The following is an 18,993-nucleotide window of genomic DNA, read 5'->3' as shown; positions in this document are numbered from 1 at the left end:
TCAATCAGTTAGGATTAAAAAAGCAGATTTTTTCCATTCGCTTTATTTAATGGTTAGCGAGCTAATCATTAAATCCCCACTAAAGCCTGACCATGCGCGTCATCAGTAACCGGAAGAGGCGCAGGCGGGCACGCATAAAGTTTCGCTTCAGCTTCAGGGCGTGCTGGCGGTCGTCACCAAGTGACATTGTCACGTCATTGCCGGGGTGCCACGCGGGCCAGACTACCTCACCGTCCAGCTGATGCGTATATTCCGTGGCGTCGCGGGCAAACCTGAACCAGTAGTCGCTGACCTGCGCCGCAAACGCCCTGTCCGCCTCACTGAACGGCCGGGCTTCGTCGGGATCGGGCATCTGACTCAGCGTATCCAGCACATACGGCACTTCATTACCGTGCCAGGCACCATGGGGATAGAGGTCGCGGGCGTGCTCAGAGACATAATCAAACCAGTAGCGCCAGCCCGGCATGCCGACACGATACTGCGCCCGCATCACCAGCCACGGCATCAGGCTGAAGGCCATATCGCGCGCCACGGCTCGTCCCAGCAGTCGGTCGTCATGGATGTCATACATCCATTTAAGTGTCCGGTAGGCCAGCCGGTTTTTGTCACGCAACTGATGCAGCACGGCAGTGGCATCCACACCAAAATAGTCCAGCACGCTGGCCTCATCACTGTTGCTGCCCGCCATCAGCGGCAGACGGTGCTGTTTAGCCGCCAGGAAGGTTTTCAGCATCGGCTCGGGCAGAACGGCGTCCCCGGCAATCGGCACCGGCGGGATCGCCAGCGTCCCCTCCAGCGACCAGAAGGCATCGGCAGGCAGCGCGCGCAACTGCTCTGCGGTGACATCAGACGGCAGGCCAAAGTGTCGTGCCACCGCCACACCCTGCTGACGCGCCTTTTTCAGCGGGGTATCAGGCAGGCTGTAGGCGCTCTGGACAATGCCCTTGTGAAACAACCCTTCTGCCAGCGGCGAACAGCAGAGTGACAGCACGCTGCGCGCGCCGGCCGATTCACCGAACAGGGTCACATTGCGACGATCGCCGCCAAAAGCGGGAATATTGCGCTGAACCCACTGCAGGGCGGCGATCTGGTCGAGCAGACCAAAATTGTTCACCGTGCCGGCAACAGGGTATTCCGCATCCAGCGCGGGATGAGAGAAGAAGCCGAGATGGCCCAGCCGGTAGTTCAGGGTCACCACCACTGCGCCACGTGACGCCAGGGGTTTGCCGTTATAGGGGGCCAGTCCGCCTGCGCCAATGGTAAAGCCACCGCCGTGCAGCCAGACCATCACCGGTAGCGGTCGGGCGGGCTCCACATCGGGTGTCCAGACGTTAAGATAGAGGCAGTCTTCACTGAACTCGCCGGGATTGCCTCCGCCGACAGCCTCACACCAGGCCCGATTCTGCCAGCCGGAGGCACCAAACTGTGTCGCGTCACGCACCTGCTGCCAGGGTGTGACCGGCTGGGGTGGCCGCCAGCGTAACGCGCCCACGGGCGGTGCTGCATAAGGTATGCCTTTGAATACGAAAAGGTCATCGTCCATGCTTCCACGTAACTCCCCTTCGGCAGTCATGATCCTCAGACCTGTTTCGTTTTTCATTCCTGATTCCCTGTTTACTCGTTCCTCCATTATTTGCAGGCCCGTCTGCATTGTCCAGGTTCAGGCGGGATTTGCAGAATATGCTGAACAACGCCCGGCAGCCCTCATCATGCTCAGCAGCCAGTTGCGGGAGTCAGGGGCGGTTTCCGATTAATTCTGTTTATCTTTAAAATGGCGGGAGAGTGAGGTGACCGCACAGCGCTGAGGGGGGACTGACGGTTTTCCCCGCCAGCGGGCGCGCCGGACCCCCTGATGGCATTAATCAATCGGGGTAATCACAGCGCTAAACCTGTGCAGGCCGGTAAAGCGAGGATTTGCGCTTTACCGGCACGGGTCAGCAGACAACGTGAATCTGCGCTGGATCTATGCCGGGCGTAACCCACACTGCGCCAGCGAGCGATGCTGGCGCGCTTCGTAAAGCGCCATCTCATCCAGCACCTCACAGCCCAGCGCCGCCTCAAAGGCCTGTCGGCTCGCCTGTCCCGCAGAACGCACCTGCGCCTGGTCCCCCAGGTTAGACTGAAAGATCCCCGCCGCACTGACCGGCAGAAAATCCTCATAGACGATGGGATCGGCCACCACCCGGCCCTGGGCAATCAGCGTTTCCAGGGATTCACCCTGAGCGGGCGGTGTCATCATGCCCTTTTCACTCAGGCGATAATGGAACCAGGCCAGCCCCTGCTGACGCAGCGTCGTCTCATCGTCGGGGAAGTCACGGAAAATCGCGGCCAGGTGCTGCTGATGCTGCTCGTTATCCTGACCGCTGCCCGCCTCACTCAGCAGCCGGTCGTAGAGCGCCCGGCCTTTCGGCGTCAGCGCAACGCCTCGCTGCTCAATTTCCCCGAAGCGCGCAGTGTGGGTGCCCGGATGTCCATCCTGAAAGATGATCGCTTCTTCAAGCGCCCTGAAGCTGGTCTGACGCAGCAGGATCGGCACCTGACGACGTGGCGGCCCCTCGATCAGCGTTTTCGGATCGATGCCGCGCGACGGCATCAGCTGCTGGACACGGTCGATATCCAGCGTGCGCGGCGTAAGATGGTTGATGTGGCAGCCGGGAAAGCAGACCACATCGGCGATCAGGCGATGCTGCTGATTAAGCGCCTGATAGGTCTGACTGTCGACAGGGCTGTGAGCGTGCCAGCGAAACGTTTCCAGCGCTTCGGTAACAAAGGCCTCCGCCTGGTCGGCGGTGAAGCCGCCCTGCTCCTGATGCACCCGCAGCAGCGCCCGGCAGCGGGGAGTAAAAATGTCACGCGCGGCCAGAATCGTTGTCGCCTTCTCGCGCAGCGCGGGATCGTCGATCAGTTCAGGACGCAACAGTGAGGTGAAAACCCGGAAGGGATTGCGACGCAGCGCCGCGTCATCGACCGGTCGGAACGCGGTGGAGTGAACCGGCACGCCTGCCTGAGAGAGATCGTAATAGCCCACCGGGGACATGCCCATGACCGCAAACAGCTGGCGCAGCGTGGCGAGTTCATCCGCCGTCCCGACCCGAATGGCACCGTGACGCTCAATATTGAGCCGGTCAATCTCATCTGCGGCCGTAAGGCGATCTTTCAGCGCACAGTCTGCGTCCAGCGTGCGTTCGTTGACGGTGGCGACCAGCTGCATCAGCGTGCCGTACTGCGGCACCTCCTGCTGATACATCGCTGACATCGCCTGAGAGAAACGGGTACGGATGCGATCCGCACTGAGAAAGTTTTCCATCTTATCCACCTGACACCGTGAGCGTTGCAGCTAATGTAATGCAACGCGCCGGTCTCAGCGGAAAAAATCACGAATCTGTGATCGGCTTAAAGCCGTAACGGTTTTTCAGCAGCAGCATCAGGGTGGTGATCACCGCCGGTATCGCCAGCAGCAGAAAGATCACGCTGAACGACCAGCCCAGAGACATCATCTCTGCTCCCACGAAAGCACTCAGGATCGCCCCGACGCGACCCACAGCATGCATCCAGCTGGAGCCGGTGGCGCGGGCATGGGTGGGATAGTAGCTGGCAGATAACGCATTCATCCCGGTGTTGGCCCCGTTAAAGCAAAAGCCACTGCAAAAGGCGATAGCGCTCATCATACCGACTTCGGCCGGTGAGAAGCCCAGGGCGACAATAAACAGGCCGCCACAGCCGTAGATCGCCGCCAGCGCCAGATTGGCGTTGAAACGATCCATCATCCAGCCCGCAAAGAGCGATCCGAGGGTCCCACCCGCCTGATACATCGCAGTAATGATCGCCGCTTCGGTGACCGACATACCCAGGGTGTTGACCAGTGAGGGCAGCCAGCTGCCAATCAGGTAGACCATGAACAGGCCCATAAAATAGCCGCCCCACAGCATCACGCTGCCAAACAGATAGCGGCGCGAAAGCACGGTACCGATTGCGCCACGCACCGGCACGCTGGCTTCCGGTGCGTGAAAGGCGCAGTCGGGTGCGGTTTTGCCCGGCAGCATCCGCTCCAGGATGGCGTGAATGCGTGCAGCCGGCGCGCCACGACCGATCAGAAATCGCACCGACTCCGGCAGACCACGGATCAGAAAAGGGAGCACCAGCAGCGGCAGGATACCGCCCAGCAGCAGGACCGAATGCCAGTCATAGCGGGGCAACAGCCAGGAGGCGGCAAAACCGCCGCTGGCCGCGCCGAAGGTGAAACCGCAGAAGACCACGGTGATAATGAAGGCGCGACGACGTTCGGGCGCATACTCCGCGACCAGAGTGCCAACGTTCGGCATCGCGGCCCCCAGTCCCAGCCCGGTCAGAAAGCGAAACAGCATCATCTGTTCGATGTTCTGAGAAAAGGCGGTTGCCAGCGTCCAGAGACCAAAAAAGAAGACGCTGAAGATAATCATCATGCGCCGGCCATAACGGTCAGCAAGCGGCCCTGCCACCATCGCACCCAGTGCCAGGCCGATCAGTGCGGCGCTGATGACGCCCCCCAGCTGATGATTGCTCACGCCCCAGGCTGCTTTCAGCGTTGGCGCGATAAATCCCATAATCGCAATGTCCATGCCATCGAGTGCCACCACGATAAAACAGAGTGCAATAAGCCGCTTTTGCCAGTGGCTGAGCCCCTGCTGGTTGATAAGCTGGCGGACATCTACCGCCTCGACGCTGGTCAATGGACACTCCTCGGGAGTAACGGGATCGGACATCAGTTTAAGTAAAAAAAACGGCGCTTATGATAGCCCATCGTTAACCTTAAGCGGTCAGATTTTTATCGGGTGATGAGAATTCTTCAGTTTCAGCGCGGTAAGTGCCTGATATTACACTGGCGGGTGATGGGCGGCGACGGCGAGAGGGATGGCATAAGTCAGTCAGATCAGTCATTTAACTAAAGAAAGGCCAGATTTACCCTTTTTGTTAAATAAAATTTGCAGCAAAGTTAACAGATTTCATTTTAAAGTATTGCTTAATGTTGGCCATTCTCATTAAGTTTACGCTATGGACAAAAATATCCTTTTCAATCAGCGCATTCGCTTGCGCCACCTTCACACCTTTGTTGCGGTTGCGCAGCAAGGCACGCTTGGACGGGCGGCAGAGACCCTCAGCCTGAGTCAGCCCGCCCTCTCAAAGACCCTGAACGAGCTGGAGGAGCTGACGGGTGCCCGCCTCTTTGAACGCGGGCGGCTGGGCGCGCAGCTGACCACCATGGGAGAGCAGTTTCTGACCCATGCGGTTCGGGTGCTGGACGCCCTGAACCATGCCGGACAGAGTTTCAATGAGCAGCCCGGTGATGCCCCGGCCATTATCAGGCTGGGGGCGCTCACCACGGCGGCGATGGGCATGCTGCCACGTATCCTGGATCGTTTTCATCAGCTGCAACCCAATACCACCATTCAGGTGGCGACGCTGCATAACAACGTCCTGCTGGCTGGCCTGCGCGGCGGCGAGTTCGATATCGGTATCGGCCGTATGGCTGACAGCGACATGATGACCGGTCTCACCTACGAATTGCTGTTTCTGGAGTCCCTGAAGCTGGTGGTGAGGCCGGAACATCCCCTCTTAAGTGACAATGTCACCTTATCCCGGGCGATGCAGTGGCCGGTGGTGATCTCACCGGAAGGCACCGCCCCGCGCCGCATCGCGCAGCAGATGCTTGATGAACAGGGCTGCACGCTGCCGCCCCACTGTATTGAAACCTCCTCCACCTCACTGGCGCGTCAGCTGGCGCTGCGCTACGACTACATCTGGTTTGTGCCCTCCGGGGCCATCAAGGAGGACCTCAGCCACAATGCCGTCTGTGCCCTGCCGATTCACTCCTCCGGACCGGGTGAACCGGTCGGTATCATCACCCGCACCGGCGCGGAACTGAGCCTGAGTGCCGAAGTGTTAATGTCGACCATCCGTAAATTTCACAGCTAGCGGCTGCGTTTGGCATGCCGCTCGCGGTTTTCCAGCCGCGCCTTGTCTGTTTTCCGCAGCCCGACATAGAGCGCCCCGGCGCCACCGTGCCGGGTCTGCGCCACACAGAAAGTCTGAACGTCATCGAACTGCTGCAGCCACCGCGCCAGATAGCTGCGCACGATATTGGCGTGCGATTCATCATCGCGGCCCTTGCCGTGGATGATCAGCAGATTGCGTAAACCCAGCTTGTGCGCCTGCATCATAAAGTTAAACAGCGCCTGACGGCAGGTTTCGACCGGTTGCCGCAGCAGGTTGAGACTGGCATCCAGCTTATACTCCCCTCTGCGCAGCTTATCGACGATGCCCTGCTGAATGCCGTCGGCTTTATACTCCAGCGGCGTATTGAGCGGAATAATCTCCAGATCGCCCCGGGTGAGAAAGTTCTCCAGCACCGACTCATCGGGTGCTTTGCGTGGCGCTTTGGTTGAGGGGGATTTAAGCCACAGGGTTGTGGTGGTGTCTTTCAGCGGCGTGACATCACCCATGGCATCCCGAAACAGATCGTTATCATCAAGGTTCATGGTTTTCTCACACCTGATTAAAATTGATAGCGTACAAAAACAGGTCTTACCCGATAGCGTAGCAAAAGGTGTAAACACCGGGCCAGCCCACTTTTCTGATTATGACTGGCCGCAGGTTTTCGGGTAACGGATCAAATAAACGGAAACTTTTCGTGACACTTTTGCCGCGCGCCGTTCTGAGAAGCCCGTCACATCTGCGTTTAGCGATGTGTGAATCATCCCTGGTTTTTGTAAGTGTAAAACTGCTCGGATGAGTTCCCTTCAGCTCAAAAAATGTTAAAATTGACCCCAGTCAATAATCGTCGAGCGAACCATTATGATCCCTGAAAAACGCAGCATTCGTCGTATTCAGTCGGGCGGTTGTGCCATTCACTGCCAGGATTGCAGCATCAGTCAGCTCTGCATCCCCTTCACGCTAAATGAACATGAGCTGGATCAGCTCGACAACATCATTGAGCGTAAAAAACCAATTCAGAAAGGGCAAACGCTTTTCAAAGCGGGTGACGAACTGAAGTCACTGTACGCCATCCGTTCCGGCACGATCAAAAGCTACACCATTACTGAGCAGGGTGATGAGCAGATAACCGGCTTCCATCTGGCGGGTGATTTAGTCGGCTTTGATGCCATTATGGGTGCCAGCCATCCCAGCTTTGCGCAGGCGCTGGAAACTGCCATGGTCTGTGAAATTCCTTTTGAGACCCTGGATGACCTGTCAGGCAAAATGCCCGCCCTGCGTCAGCAGATGATGCGTCTGATGAGCGGTGAAATCAAAGGCGACCAGGATATGATCCTGCTGCTCTCCAAGAAAAACGCAGAGGAGCGCCTGGCGGCCTTTATCTGGAACCTCTCCCGCCGCTTCGGCCAGCGCGGCTTCTCACAGCGTGAATTTCGCCTCACAATGACGCGTGGCGACATCGGTAATTATCTGGGCCTGACGGTGGAAACGATCAGCCGTCTGCTGGGCCGATTCCAGAAGTCCGGTATGCTGGCGGTGAAAGGCAAATATATCACCATTGAGAACCACGCCCTGCTGGAAGAGTTAGCAGGTCAGAGCCATCAGGCCGCCTGATCCGCCGCCGGATCAATAAATCTTATTTTGTTGATCCGGCAGTAACTTTTTCACTTCTTCCCCTGTGCAACATAGGCTATCTTTATTCCAGTCGCTCTGGTTTAAGGAGAACGCCTCATGTCCCAGTACCAAAATATTCTGGTCGCCATTGATGCCCAGCAAGACGATCAGCCCGCGCTGCGACGTGCGGTCTATCTGAATCAACGTATTGGCGGGAGAATCAAAGCCTTTCTGCCTATCTATGACTTTTCCTATGAGATGACCACCCTGCTGTCGCCGGACGAACGCGCCTCCATGCGTCAGGGCGTCATCAGCCAGCGCACCGAATGGATTCGTGAACAGGCCCGCGCCTATCTGGATGCCGGTGTCGAAATCGACATCAAGGTTATCTGGCATAACCGCCCCTATGAAGCGATTATTCAGGAAGTGCTCGCCCATCAGCATGACCTTGTGCTGAAAATGGCTCACCAGCATGACCGCCTGGAGTCCGTGATTTTCACCCCCACCGACTGGCATCTGCTGCGCAAATGCCCCTGCCCGGTCTGGATGGTGAAAGATCAGCCCTGGCCGGAGGGCGGTAAAGCTATCGTCGCCGTCAATCTTGCCAGCGAAGAGCCGCATCATGATGGCCTGAATCAGAAGCTGATTCGTGAAACGGTGAAGCTGGCGGAAAAGGTCAACCAGACCGAGGTGCACCTGGTCGGCGCCTACCCGATTACGCCGATCAACATCGCGATTGAGCTGCCTGATTTCGACCCCAGCGTCTATAACGACGCCATCCGCGGTCAGCATCTGGTGGCCATGAAAGCGTTGCGGCAGAAGTTTTCTATTGGTGAAGAGTTCACCCACGTTGCCAAAGGGCTGCCTGAAGAGGTTATCCCGGATCTGGCTTCGCATCTGGGAGCCGGTGTGGTGGTGCTGGGCACCATCGGACGCACCGGACTTTCGGCTGCATTCCTGGGTAATACCGCGGAACAGGTGATCGATCACCTGCGCTGCGATCTGCTGGCGATTAAGCCAGACGATTTCAAATCGCCGATTGATCTGGATGATGAAGAGGATGAGGAGGATTAAACCTCCGCAAAAAAAGGGGCGGCTGATTAGCCGCCCCTTTTCTGTTACAGCGCTTTGATAATCGCTTCGACGCTGGCTTTGGCATCGCCAAACAGCATCTGACTGTTCTCTTTGAAGAACAGCGGATTCTGCACCCCGGCATAGCCGGTGTTCATGGAACGTTTGAAGACCACCACGTTGTGTGCTTTCCACACCTCCAGCACCGGCATGCCGGCAATCGGGCTGCGGGGATCATCCTGCGCCGCCGGGTTCACCGTGTCATTCGCGCCGATAACCAGCACCGTATCGGTTTCACTGAAGTCATCGTTGATCTCATCCATCTCCAGCACCACGTCATAGGGCACTTTGGCCTCTGCCAGCAGCACGTTCATGTGTCCTGGCAGGCGGCCCGCCACCGGATGAATACCGAAACGCACCCGGATGCCGAGTGCACGCAGTCGGGCGGTCAGATCCGCTACCGGATACTGGGCCTGTGCCACCGCCATGCCGTAGCCTGGCGTGATAATCACCGACGCAGAGGACTTCAGCATCTCAGCCGTCTCTTCAGGAGAGATCTCGCGATGTTCTCCTGCTTCCTGACTCTCATCGCCGCTGCTGGCTTCGGTGCCAAAGCCGCCCGCAATCACGCTGATGAACGAACGGTTCATCGCTTTACACATGATGTAGGAGAGGATCGCACCGGATGAGCCCACCAGCGCACCGGTCACGATCAGCAGGTCATTGCTGAGCATAAAACCGGCCGCGGCCGCAGCCCAGCCTGAGTAAGAGTTAAGCATCGACACCACAACCGGCATATCTGCACCGCCAATGGAGGCAACCAGATGCCAGCCAAAGGCCAGCGCAATGATCGTCATCAGCAGAAGGGCAAACACCTGAGCCGCGGTGCTGCTGGTGTCAACAAACCAGAGCAGCAGCAGGAAGGAGACGACCAGCGCCAGCAGATTGAGCTTATGACGGTGGGGCAGCGTCAGCGGTCGTGAGGAGATTTTGCCGCACAGCTTGCCAAACGCCACCAGTGAGCCGGTAAAGGTAACGGCACCGATAAAGATCCCGATAAAGACTTCGCTGAGATGGATATTTTCCATCGCGGCCGGCAGGCCTGGCGCATGGTCGATATAGCTGTTAAGCCCGACCAGCACCGCGGCCAGACCCACAAAGCTGTGCAGAATCGCCACCAGCTCTGGCATTTCGGTCATTTCGACTTTTTTTGCCAGGCGAATGCCGATTGCACCGCCAATTACCATCGCCAGCAGGATCCAGGCCACATTGCCGCTGTCCGGGCCGAAGATGGTTGCGACAAGGGCAAGCGCCATCCCGCTGATGCCGAAAATGTTGCCCCGTTTAGCGGTCTCATGACGCGAAAGACCGGCAAGACTACAGATGAACAGAATGGCAGCCACAATATAGGCTGCAGTGACTAATCCGCCAGACATGAATTACCCCTTACGAAACATTTTCAGCATGCGCTGCGTGACGGTGAAGCCACCAAAGATATTGATGCTGGCAATCAGCACGGCAATAAAGGAGATGAAGGTGACCCAGCCACCGTGCCCCATCTGCAAAACCGCTCCGATGACGATGATGCCGGAGATGGCGTTGGTCACGGACATCAGCGGGGTATGCAGCGCATGGCTGACGTTCCAGACCACGTAGTAGCCAACCACGCAGGAGAGCGCGAACACGGTAAAATGGGAGAGGAACTCTGCCGGTGCCACGCTGGCCAGCCAGCCAAACAGCACTATCGCCAGAGCCATCAGCAGCGCGGTGCGCCACGGCGAGGCCGGTTTTGCTTCCGGTTTCTCTGCGAGTTTTGCGGCAGCAGGTCTGGCCTGAGGGGCAGCAGAGACCTGAATCGGGGGCGCGGGCCAGGTGATTTCGCCGTTGCGCACCACCGTCACGCCCCGCACCACCACATCCTCAAAATCGACCTGGATTTCGCCATTTTTCTCTTTGCAGAGCAGCCTGAGCAGGTTGACCAGATTGGTGCCGTACAGCTGGGAGGACTGCGTCGCCAGCCGGCTGGGCAGATCGGTATAGCCGATAATTTTCACGCCATTCGGTGTCACGGTCACCTGGTCGGCGACGGTCAGCGCACAGTTGCCGCCGGTCTGCGCTGCCAGATCCACTATCACACTGCCCGGCTTCATGCTGGCGATCATCTCTTCGGTGATCAGTTTCGGAGCCGGTTTGCCTGGGATGAGCGCGGTGGTGACAATGATGTCCACCTCTCTGGCCTGGCTGGCGAACAGCGCCATCTCCGCTTTGATAAAGGCGTCGGACATGACTCTGGCATAGCCATCCCCACTGCCCGCCTCCTCTTCAAAATCGAGTTCGAGGAATTCGGCGCCCATACTCTGCACCTGCTCTTTGACTTCGGGACGGGTATCAAAGGCCCGGACGATGGCGCCCAGGCTGCCCGCCGCGCCTATCGCAGCCAGTCCCGCCACGCCAGCTCCAATCACCATCACTTTTGCCGGTGGCACTTTACCTGCCGCGGTAATCTGACCGGTAAAGAAGCGGCCAAATTCATGTGCCGCCTCGACGATAGCGCGATAACCGGCGATGTTGGCCATCGAGCTCAGGGCATCCAGCGACTGCGCGCGCGAAATACGCGGCACCGAATCCATCGCCATCACCGTCACCTGACGGGCAGCCAGCTTTTCCAGCAGCGCCGGATTCTGGGCGGGCCAGATAAAACTGACCAGCGTGCTGCCTGCACGGGTCAGCGCAATTTCGTCGTCATCGGGTGCGTTTACCTTCATGACGATATCGGCCTGCCAGACCTGCTGACGGTCGCTGAGGGTGGCACCCGCAGCAAGGTAACTTTCGTCATCAAAACTGGCGCGTTTACCGGCGTCGTGCTCAAGCGTGACGCTGAAACCCAGCTTGATCAGTTGTTCCACGGTCTTTGGCGTGGCTGCCACGCGCGACTCGTTTGGCAACCTTTCCTTGGGTATTCCAATTAACATAGTGTTTCCTTTCATCGGTTAAAGGATGATGGCCCGAATCCGCACCACGACAGCGCAGCCGAAACGCGGTTTCAGCTGCTTATAGTCGAAATGCAGATATTTCAAAGTGTTTATAACCTACTTAAATTGTGACGCCTGATCCACAGCGGTTACCGCAGATGGAGACATTCACCTGATTATTCAGTATTCGCTTTGAAATCCTGCATTATTACGCTATTAAAACGCGCCATCAGCAGATAATCTGCTATGAAAATTGCGCTCCGGACGAATTAATCAACAATAAAAACCCTTAATTAACAATGCATTAACTGTTATAGCGCTAAGTGTTACCGTTTTTAGTGGTAACAGCCCCCAGAAATGACGCCTTAAACGCATTTCATGACAGTCAGATGAAAAACAGGGAGGTGAATAACGCGATATCGCGCAAAAAATCGCTGCGACAGTCTGTTTATAACATGCAATAATCAGCGGCTAATCTGTTATACATCAAGAGTCCAGCACGTTTTCGTACTCATTTTTGCGTAAGGCGAAGGATTATTTTTATGAAGCTGAAGAACACTATTCTGGCGTCCACTCTGTTGTCCCTGCTGGCAGCTAATGCATTCGCTGCGCAGGAGTTAACGCCAGAAAAAGCGGCCGCGTTGAAGCCATTCGAACGTATTAATATCACCGGCCGTTTCAACGCAATTGGCGACGCAGCCGATGCGGTCTCTAAGCGTGCAGATGAGATGGGCGCTGCTTCTTTCTACATTCAGGGGATCAACGACAGCAACGGCAATAGCGGCAACTGGCGTGTCACTGCCGACCTCTACAAGGCTGATGCCCCGGCCGCTTCCGAAACCACCCAATACCGTCGCTTTAACGGCGTCAACGAACTGCCAAAGGCTGAAGCTTATAAGCTCGAACCTTTCGACACCGTTTCCGTCAGCGGCTTCTTTGCCAGCCAGCCTGATGTCAACGATGCGATTTCAAAAGCGGCTAAAGAGAAAGGCGCCGCCTCATTCTTTATTGTTCGTCAGATTGACGCCAACAGCGGCGGCAACCAGTACATCACAGCCTACGTCTATAAAGCGGATGCTAAAGCGCGTGTGGTTCAGACGCCGAACGCGATTCCTGCCGACTCAGAAGCGGGTAAAGCTGCACTGGCTGCGGGTGGCGCAGCGGCCGCTCAGGTTGAAATCCCTGGCGTCGCCTCCTCTGAGACACCAAGCAATAAAGTGGGCCGCTTCTTCGAAACCCAGAGCTCAACCGGCAAGCGTTACACGGTCAATCTGCCAAACGGCAAATCCGTGCAGGAAGTGAACGCGATTACGGCCGCGCAGATGCAGCCGTTCGACACCGTGACGTTTACCGGTCACTTCGGTTCCCCTACAGAGGTTTCTGAAGAAGTGGCGAAGCGTGCGTCTGATAAAGGTGCGAAGTTCTATCACGTGACCCGTCAGTGGCAGAACCAGAGTGGCGGTAACCTGACCGTCACCGCTGACCTGTTTAAGTAATCTCTTCAGGGCGGCGCCCGCCGCCCTGCTGTTTGCATAATTCCTGCGCGGATTTGCATAGTCACGCATTGCCATCCCCCGCCACACTCCGTAAAATCTGCCGCCTGTTTTGCCGGAGTTTGTCCCTGTTTTCTGCCGCGAGTCTGCGATAACCCAGCGATGAAATCCGATTTATCCAGCCATATATGCTAGCGGGAAGGTTGTTTTGGAGAAAAAATTAGGTCTCGGTGCGCTGACGGCGCTGGTACTCAGTTCCATGCTGGGTGCCGGCGTGTTCAGTCTGCCGCAAAATATGGCTGCGGTGGCGGGTCCGGCGGCGCTGCTGCTGGGCTGGCTGATTACCGGCGTCGGCATCATCTTTCTGTCGCTGGCGATGCTGCTGCTGACCCGCCTGAAACCTGAACTCGACGGCGGCATCTTCACCTACGCCCGCGCCGGGTTCGGTGAACTGACAGGCTTCTGCTCCGCCTGGGGCTACTGGCTCTGTGCTGTCATCGCCAACGTCTCCTATCTGGTGATCGTCTTCTCCGCCCTGAGCTTTTTCACGGATACCCCGGATCGGGTGATCTTTGGGGATGGCAACACCTGGCAGGCGATGCTGGGGGCCTCGGTGCTGCTGTGGCTGGTTCACTGGCTGGTACTGCGCGGGGTACAGACTGCGGCCAGTATCAATCTGATGGCGACGCTGGGCAAACTGGTGCCGCTGCTGCTGTTTATCGTGCTGGCGGTGATGGCGTTTAACTACGATCGCTTCCGCGTTGACTTTTCCGGCGTCACCTTGGGGCAACCCCTGTGGGAGCAGGTCAAGCAGACGATGCTGATCACTCTGTGGGTCTTTATCGGGGTTGAGGGTGCCGTGGTGGTTTCTGCCCGCGCACGTCAGAAAAAAGATGTGGGACGCGCCACCCTGCTGGCGGTACTGGCCGCCCTGCTGGTTTATCTGCTGGTGACGCTGCTGTCGCTGGGCGTGGTGCCCCGTGCCGAACTGGCCGGGATGCGCAACCCCTCCATGGCAGGACTGATGACGCGACTGATGGGACACTGGGGCGATGCGGTGATTGCCATCGGCCTGATCATCTCCGTCTGCGGCGCCTATCTGAGCTGGACGATTATGGCTGCCGAAGTGCCGCTGATTGCCGCGCAGCAGGGTGCCTTTCCACGCAGCATTGCCCGGCAAAACCGCCACAACGCGCCCGCTGCCTCACTGTGGCTGACTAACGGCAGTATTCAGGTCTGCCTGATTCTGATCGCCGTGACCGGCGCGGATTACAACAACCTGCTGACCATCGCCTCGGAGATGATTCTGGTGCCCTATCTGCTGGTGGGGTTGTATCTGATCAAAGTCGTGCGGGGACAGCACAAGCCGCTGGCAATGGCGATCGGTCTCGGTGCCAGCCTGTATGGCATCTGGCTGCTTTATGCCTCAGGCCCCCTGCATCTGATGATGTCGGTGGTGCTCTATACGCCGGGCCTGCTGCTGTTTCTCTTTGCCCGCCGGGGAGGCCGCGCAGCGTCTGCGCTGACCGCACCGGAGCGGATTGTGATGGGATTACTGATTGCGGCCATGCTGCCCGCCGTGTGGCAGCTGACGAAATAGCGCGGAAGGTGCGCTTAGTGTGACTGCACCGGAATCGACACACACAGCAGGTCATCCTGCTGTGTGAGATTCAGCGGCTTGGCATATTCATGATGAATGGCATCCAGCTGCTCCGCCGACAGCGGATAAGGGAGCTGGATATCAAAGCGGCTGATCTGCTGCTGTTCCGCGAGAGTGACCAGGCGCGCGATGTTAATTTCGTCACTCACCTGGGTAGAAATGATTTGTAATGCTAATTCTTTTAACGGGTCGTCACTGCCCTGTAAGCGGTGTGCTGATTTCCGTGTCACCATGCCAAATATCGGCATCACGCCATAAATCGCATCGACAAAGCTCCAGCGTTTTTTGCAGGAAGCGGAAAGAAAGTCACTGTAATTGAAGCAGATGCGGTCAGGGTATATGGCTGATGCCAGCTCTTTATCAGACACACTAATGCTCCTCATAATAATCAACGATATCCCAAACCTGGCGCAAAAAGGCCGCGCTAATGATTGCACATTTTGCCGGTTATATACCAGCAAGCTAAGGATATTTCGTGCGGTAGCGTAGAGCTCAGGACCAGGAAAAGATATGCTTTCGTCCATCCCTGTCTCTGCTTTGTAAACTATGAACAAAATTGTTTATGTAGAAGATGAACCCGAAGTGGGTTCACTGATTGCGGCCTATCTGGGCCGTCATGACATTGAAGTGATTGTTGAGACGCGCGGCGACCGCGCTGAAGCGGTGATTGCCGAGCAGCAACCCGATCTGGTGATGCTGGATATCATGCTGCCCGGCAAGGATGGCATGACGATCTGCCGTGATTTACGGGCCAACTGGCAGGGGCCCATTGTGCTGCTCACCTCACTCGACAGCGACATGAATCATATTCTGGCGCTGGAGATGGGCGCGCAGGATTACATCCTGAAGACCACGCCACCCGCGGTCCTGCTCGCCCGTCTGCGCCTGCATCTGCGTCAGTCTCAGCAGACGCAGCCGGAAGATGCGCCCGCCATTCCTGCCGCGAACCGTATGCTGCGTTTCGGCTCGCTGACCATCGATGCCCTGAATAGACAGGTGACGCTGTTTGACGAACAGATCGCCCTCTCTACGGCCGATTTTGACCTGCTCTGGGTCCTCGCCAGCCATGCCGGTCAGACGCTTAACCGCGATGCGCTGCTGAAAACCCTGCGCGGCGTCAGCTATGACGGTCTGGATCGCAGCATCGACGTAGCCATTTCCCGCCTGCGCAAAAAGCTGCACGACAGCGCCACCGAGCCGTTTCGTATCAAGACCATCCGCAACAAAGGCTACCTGTTTGCGCCTCAGGCCTGGGATACCCGCGTCCTATGAGAAAGCTTTTTATTCAGTTCTATCTGCTGCTGTTTGTCTGCTTTCTGGTGATGGCGCTGCTGGTGGGACTGGTCTATAAGTTCACCGCCGAGCGCGCAGGCCGACAGTCGATGAATGACCTGATGGCCAGCTCGCTCTATCTGATCCGCAGCGAACTGCGGGAGATCCCGCCGCGCGACTGGAACAAAACCATTAAGAGCCTCGATCTTGGCCTCTCGTTTGACCTGCATATTGAGCCGATGAACAAATTCCAGCTCGATGAGACCAATATGCGCCGCCTGCACGCCGGTGAGATTGTGGCGCTCGACGACCAGTACACCTTTTTGCAGCATATCCCGCGCAGCCACTACGTGCTGTCGGTGGGGCCTATCCCCTATCTGTTCTATCTGCATCAGATGCGGCTGCTCGATATTGCCCTGCTGGTCTTTATCGGCATGTCACTGGCGCTGCCGGTGTTTATCTGGCTGCGCCCCCACTGGCAGGAGATGCAGCGGCTGGAAAAAGCGGCTCAGCGCTTTGGTCGCGGTGAGCTGGATGTGCGCACCCATTTTGACAGCACCTCCAGCCTGTTCCGGCTCGGTATCGCCTTTAACCAGATGGCGGAAAACATCAACACCCTGGTCGCCAGTAAGAAGCAGCTGATCGACGGGATCGCCCATGAGCTGCGGACGCCGCTGGTGCGTCTGCGCTACCGGCTGGAGATGAGCGATAACCTCACGGACGCCGAACGGGTGGCGCTGAACCGCGACATCGGCCAGCTCGAAAGCCTGATTGAGGAGCTGCTGACCTATGCGCGGCTGGATCGGCCACGCGTGGACCTCAATCTGAAGTCGCAGGATCTCGCCAGCTGGCTGCGCGAGCGCCTCGATGACTTCCGCACCATCAATCCCGATGTCCGGATCGATCTCGACCTACCGCAGCGTGAAAATATCGGGATTTCTGACAGCCGCCTGATGGAGCGGGTGCTGGATAATCTGGTCAATAATGCGCTGCGTTATGCGCAGCAGCGACTGCGAGTGAGCTTATGGTTCGACGGCGCAACCGGCTGCCTGCAGGTGGAGGATGATGGTCCGGGCATTCCGCCAGAAGAGCGGGAACGGGTCTTCGAACCTTTTGTCCGGCTCGATCCGAGCCGCGATCGCGCCACGGGTGGCTGCGGACTGGGGCTGGCGATTGTCCACTCTATTGCGCAGGCGCTGAGCGGCCAGGTCACCATTGAGGCCAGCCCGCTGGGCGGAGCCAGCGTTCGCTTTTGCTGGCCGGTTGATCTACCCTTGCGGGAAATTCCGCTGCGTTAAACACTACAAGGAGTCTCACGTGACCTCAGCGTATCAGCACCTTAGCGCGACCTTCCAGCGCCTCTCCCGTTTCAGCCATGTCACGGCCATCGCCGGCTGTGATATGCAGACCACGATGCCGCCAGGCGGCAGTCAGGCGCGGGGTGAAGCCCTGGCCGAGATGAGCGTTCTGCAGCATCAGATCCTGACGGCTCCCCAGGTCGGAGAGTGGCTGAAGGCCGCAGAGCAGGCGTCGCTGAACGATGTTGAGCGGGCCAATCTTCATGAAATGCAGCGTGCTTACCAGCAGGCCAGCCTGCTGCCTGACGACTTTGTGGAAGCCAAATCGATTGCCGGTTCGGTGTGTGAACATGCGTGGCGCACTCAGCGCCCGGCTAACGACTGGCAGGGCTTTGCCACCAACCTGAAAGAGGTGGTGCGCCTGAGCCGCGAAGAGGCGCAGCGACGCGCCGATGCCAGCGGCTGCTCGCGATACGATGCCCTGCTCGATCTCTATGAACCGGGCATGACCCGCGCCAGGCTGGATGCGACGTTTGGCGAACTGAAAAGCTGGCTGCCCGATCTGTTACAGCAGGTTGTGGAGAAGCAGGCACAACAGCCGATCGTCACGCCGCAGGGGCCGTTCGCCGTGCCTGCGCAGCGCCAGCTCGGGCTGAGCATCATGGAAACGCTGGGCTTCGACTTCAATCATGGTCGCCTGGATATCAGCGCGCATCCTTTCTGCGGCGGCGTGCCAGAAGATGTACGCATTACCACCCGTTACAATGAGGCTGAGTTTCTCAGCGCCATGATGGGTGTGATCCATGAAACCGGCCACGCCCGCTATGAGCAGAATCTGCCGCAGCAGTGGCGGGGGCAGCCGGTGGCGCTGGCGCGTTCCACTGCCATCCACGAGTCACAAAGCCTGTTCATGGAGATGCAGCTCGGCCGCAGCCGCGAATTTTTGCAGCGCATTCTGCCGACCATTATCGCCACCTTTGGCGACCAGCCTGCCCTGCAGGCGGATAATTTCATCCGTCTGACCCAGCAGGTGAAGCCGGGCCTGATCCGGGTGGACGCCGATGAGCTGAGCTACCCGGCTCATGTCATTCTGCGCTACGAAATCGAACAGGCGCTGATTGAAGGGGAGATTGAGGTTGAGGATATTCCGGCGCTGTGGGATGAGAAGATGATGCAGTCGCTGGGTCTGGATACCCGCGGCAACTACCGCGATGGCTGTATGCAGGATATTCACTGGACCGATGGCGCGTTTGGCTACTTCCCCACCTACACGCTGGGCGCGATGTACGCCGCGCAACTGTTCCGCGCCGTCCAGACCGCCATTCCTCAGCTCAGCAAACTGATTCAGCACGGCGAACTGCAGCCGGTATTCGACTGGCTGCAACAGAACATCTGGCAGCATGGCAGTCGCTTCTCCACCGACCAGCTGCTGATCAATGCGACAGGCGAAGCGCTGAACCCGGCTTATTTCCGCCAGCATCTTGAACAGCGTTATCTGAAGAACTGACCCTCAGGGCGGCCATCACGCCGCCCTTTCCCCCTTTGTACAATCGGTTACACGCCGATACCAAACACCCACGGACAGGCTTTGTTGATTTCCCTATAGTCTCTTCACCGGCCCCGCAGTGGGCTACACATGAAAA

The 18,993-nt window shown here is 57.8% G+C and carries 15 protein-coding genes; 8 read left to right on the top strand and 7 right to left on the bottom strand.

Going from position 1 to position 18,993, the window contains the following annotated elements:
* Nucleotides 1-79: 79 nt before the first annotated feature.
* The 3 genes from OXR04_RS04015 to OXR04_RS04005 all read right to left on the bottom strand — a co-directional run bounded on the left by OXR04_RS04015 (nt 80) and on the right by OXR04_RS04005 (nt 4,709).
* Nucleotides 80-1,600, bottom strand: coding sequence for a carboxylesterase/lipase family protein (locus tag OXR04_RS04015; protein WP_111207616.1), 1,521 nt, complete (start codon nt 1,598-1,600; stop codon nt 80-82).
* Between the two features lie 363 nt (nt 1,601-1,963).
* A complete protein-coding gene (locus OXR04_RS04010; protein WP_058958406.1) occupies nt 1,964-3,307 on the bottom strand; it encodes a VOC family protein in 1,344 nt (447 codons plus the stop codon).
* 67 nt (nt 3,308-3,374) lie between these two features.
* Nucleotides 3,375-4,709, bottom strand: coding sequence for an aromatic acid/H+ symport family MFS transporter (locus OXR04_RS04005; protein ID WP_046101878.1), 1,335 nt, complete (start codon nt 4,707-4,709; stop codon nt 3,375-3,377).
* Nucleotides 4,710-5,031: 322 nt separating this feature from the next.
* Here OXR04_RS04005 and OXR04_RS04000 point away from each other — a divergent pair, with 322 nt between their 5' ends.
* Nucleotides 5,032-5,952: a LysR substrate-binding domain-containing protein gene (locus OXR04_RS04000; RefSeq protein WP_009090092.1), complete on the top strand. Its 921-nt coding sequence runs from the start codon at nt 5,032-5,034 to the stop codon at nt 5,950-5,952.
* Here OXR04_RS04000 and smrA read toward each other — a convergent pair.
* On the bottom strand, nt 5,949-6,515 hold the full coding sequence (smrA, locus tag OXR04_RS03995; protein ID WP_009090089.1) for a DNA endonuclease SmrA: 567 nt from the start codon (nt 6,513-6,515) through the stop codon (nt 5,949-5,951). The genes OXR04_RS04000 and smrA overlap by 4 nt on opposite strands.
* A gap of 316 nt (nt 6,516-6,831) precedes the next feature.
* On the opposite strand from smrA, the gene OXR04_RS03990 reads away from it, so the two are divergent.
* Nucleotides 6,832-7,584 (top strand): FNR family transcription factor, encoded by a 753-nt coding sequence (locus OXR04_RS03990; protein WP_009090088.1) that lies wholly within the window; start codon nt 6,832-6,834, stop codon nt 7,582-7,584.
* Between the two features lie 117 nt (nt 7,585-7,701).
* Nucleotides 7,702-8,658 carry a universal stress protein UspE gene (gene uspE / locus OXR04_RS03985; RefSeq protein ID WP_046101879.1) on the top strand — a complete coding sequence of 319 codons (957 nt, stop codon included), beginning with the start codon at nt 7,702-7,704 and terminating at the stop codon, nt 8,656-8,658.
* A 44-nt stretch (nt 8,659-8,702) separates the two neighbouring features.
* On the opposite strand, the gene pntB is transcribed toward uspE, so the two are convergent.
* Nucleotides 8,703-10,091, bottom strand: coding sequence for a Re/Si-specific NAD(P)(+) transhydrogenase subunit beta (gene pntB / locus OXR04_RS03980; protein WP_267369299.1), 1,389 nt, complete (start codon nt 10,089-10,091; stop codon nt 8,703-8,705).
* Between the two features lie 3 nt (nt 10,092-10,094).
* Entirely contained in the window at nt 10,095-11,627 is a 1,533-nt protein-coding gene (gene pntA, locus OXR04_RS03975) for a Re/Si-specific NAD(P)(+) transhydrogenase subunit alpha (protein WP_267369298.1), read from the bottom strand.
* 542 nt (nt 11,628-12,169) lie between these two features.
* Here pntA and ydgH point away from each other — a divergent pair.
* Together ydgH and OXR04_RS03965 are read left to right on the top strand one after the other, a co-directional pair.
* Nucleotides 12,170-13,123, top strand: coding sequence for a DUF1471 family protein YdgH (ydgH, locus tag OXR04_RS03970; RefSeq protein WP_046101882.1), 954 nt, complete (start codon nt 12,170-12,172; stop codon nt 13,121-13,123).
* Between the two features lie 205 nt (nt 13,124-13,328).
* Entirely contained in the window at nt 13,329-14,720 is a 1,392-nt protein-coding gene (locus OXR04_RS03965; RefSeq protein ID WP_140028587.1) for a basic amino acid/polyamine antiporter, read from the top strand.
* A gap of 14 nt (nt 14,721-14,734) precedes the next feature.
* Here OXR04_RS03965 and OXR04_RS03960 read toward each other — a convergent pair whose 3' ends face one another.
* Entirely contained in the window at nt 14,735-15,148 is a 414-nt protein-coding gene (locus tag OXR04_RS03960) for a hypothetical protein (protein WP_111207611.1), read from the bottom strand.
* A 178-nt stretch (nt 15,149-15,326) separates the two neighbouring features.
* Between OXR04_RS03960 and rstA the strand changes: the two genes are divergently transcribed.
* Genes rstA through OXR04_RS03945 form a run of 3 tightly spaced genes read left to right on the top strand, consistent with a single transcriptional unit; the run spans nt 15,327 to nt 18,857 of the window.
* Nucleotides 15,327-16,052 (top strand): two-component system response regulator RstA, encoded by a 726-nt coding sequence (gene rstA, locus OXR04_RS03955; RefSeq protein ID WP_009090075.1) that lies wholly within the window; start codon nt 15,327-15,329, stop codon nt 16,050-16,052.
* Nucleotides 16,049-17,350: a two-component system sensor histidine kinase RstB gene (rstB, locus tag OXR04_RS03950; RefSeq protein WP_009090073.1), complete on the top strand. Its 1,302-nt coding sequence runs from the start codon at nt 16,049-16,051 to the stop codon at nt 17,348-17,350. The genes rstA and rstB overlap by 4 nt, the downstream gene beginning before the upstream one ends.
* 19 nt (nt 17,351-17,369) lie before the next feature.
* Nucleotides 17,370-18,857, top strand: coding sequence for a carboxypeptidase M32 (locus OXR04_RS03945; RefSeq protein WP_267369297.1), 1,488 nt, complete (start codon nt 17,370-17,372; stop codon nt 18,855-18,857).
* The last annotated feature ends 136 nt before the right edge of the window (nt 18,858-18,993 follow it).

It is taken from the genome of Pantoea sp. GM_Pan_3 (genome assembly GCF_026541045.1).
In the GTDB taxonomy this organism is placed as follows: domain Bacteria; phylum Pseudomonadota; class Gammaproteobacteria; order Enterobacterales; family Enterobacteriaceae; genus Pantoea; species Pantoea anthophila.
Note: the sequence above shows the minus strand (reverse complement) of the source record. Positions and strands in the feature narration are given on the sequence as shown.

Bases quoted from the DNA above. Each gene is read 5' to 3' on its own strand.
- OXR04_RS04000 (WP_009090092.1), top strand. From the start codon at position 5,032: ATGGACAAAAATATCCTTTTCAATCAGCGCATTCGCTTGCGCCACCTT.
- OXR04_RS04010 (WP_058958406.1), bottom strand. From the start codon at position 3,307: ATGGAAAACTTTCTCAGTGCGGATCGCATCCGTACCCGTTTCTCTCAG.
- OXR04_RS04015 (WP_111207616.1), bottom strand. From the start codon at position 1,600: ATGAAAAACGAAACAGGTCTGAGGATCATGACTGCCGAAGGGGAGTTA.
- rstA (WP_009090075.1), top strand. From the start codon at position 15,327: ATGAACAAAATTGTTTATGTAGAAGATGAACCCGAAGTGGGTTCACTG.
- uspE (WP_046101879.1), top strand. From the start codon at position 7,702: ATGTCCCAGTACCAAAATATTCTGGTCGCCATTGATGCCCAGCAAGAC.
- pntA (WP_267369298.1), bottom strand. From the start codon at position 11,627: ATGTTAATTGGAATACCCAAGGAAAGGTTGCCAAACGAGTCGCGCGTG.
- rstB (WP_009090073.1), top strand. From the start codon at position 16,049: ATGAGAAAGCTTTTTATTCAGTTCTATCTGCTGCTGTTTGTCTGCTTT.
- OXR04_RS03990 (WP_009090088.1), top strand. From the start codon at position 6,832: ATGATCCCTGAAAAACGCAGCATTCGTCGTATTCAGTCGGGCGGTTGT.
- smrA (WP_009090089.1), bottom strand. From the start codon at position 6,515: ATGAACCTTGATGATAACGATCTGTTTCGGGATGCCATGGGTGATGTC.
- pntB (WP_267369299.1), bottom strand. From the start codon at position 10,091: ATGTCTGGCGGATTAGTCACTGCAGCCTATATTGTGGCTGCCATTCTG.
- ydgH (WP_046101882.1), top strand. From the start codon at position 12,170: ATGAAGCTGAAGAACACTATTCTGGCGTCCACTCTGTTGTCCCTGCTG.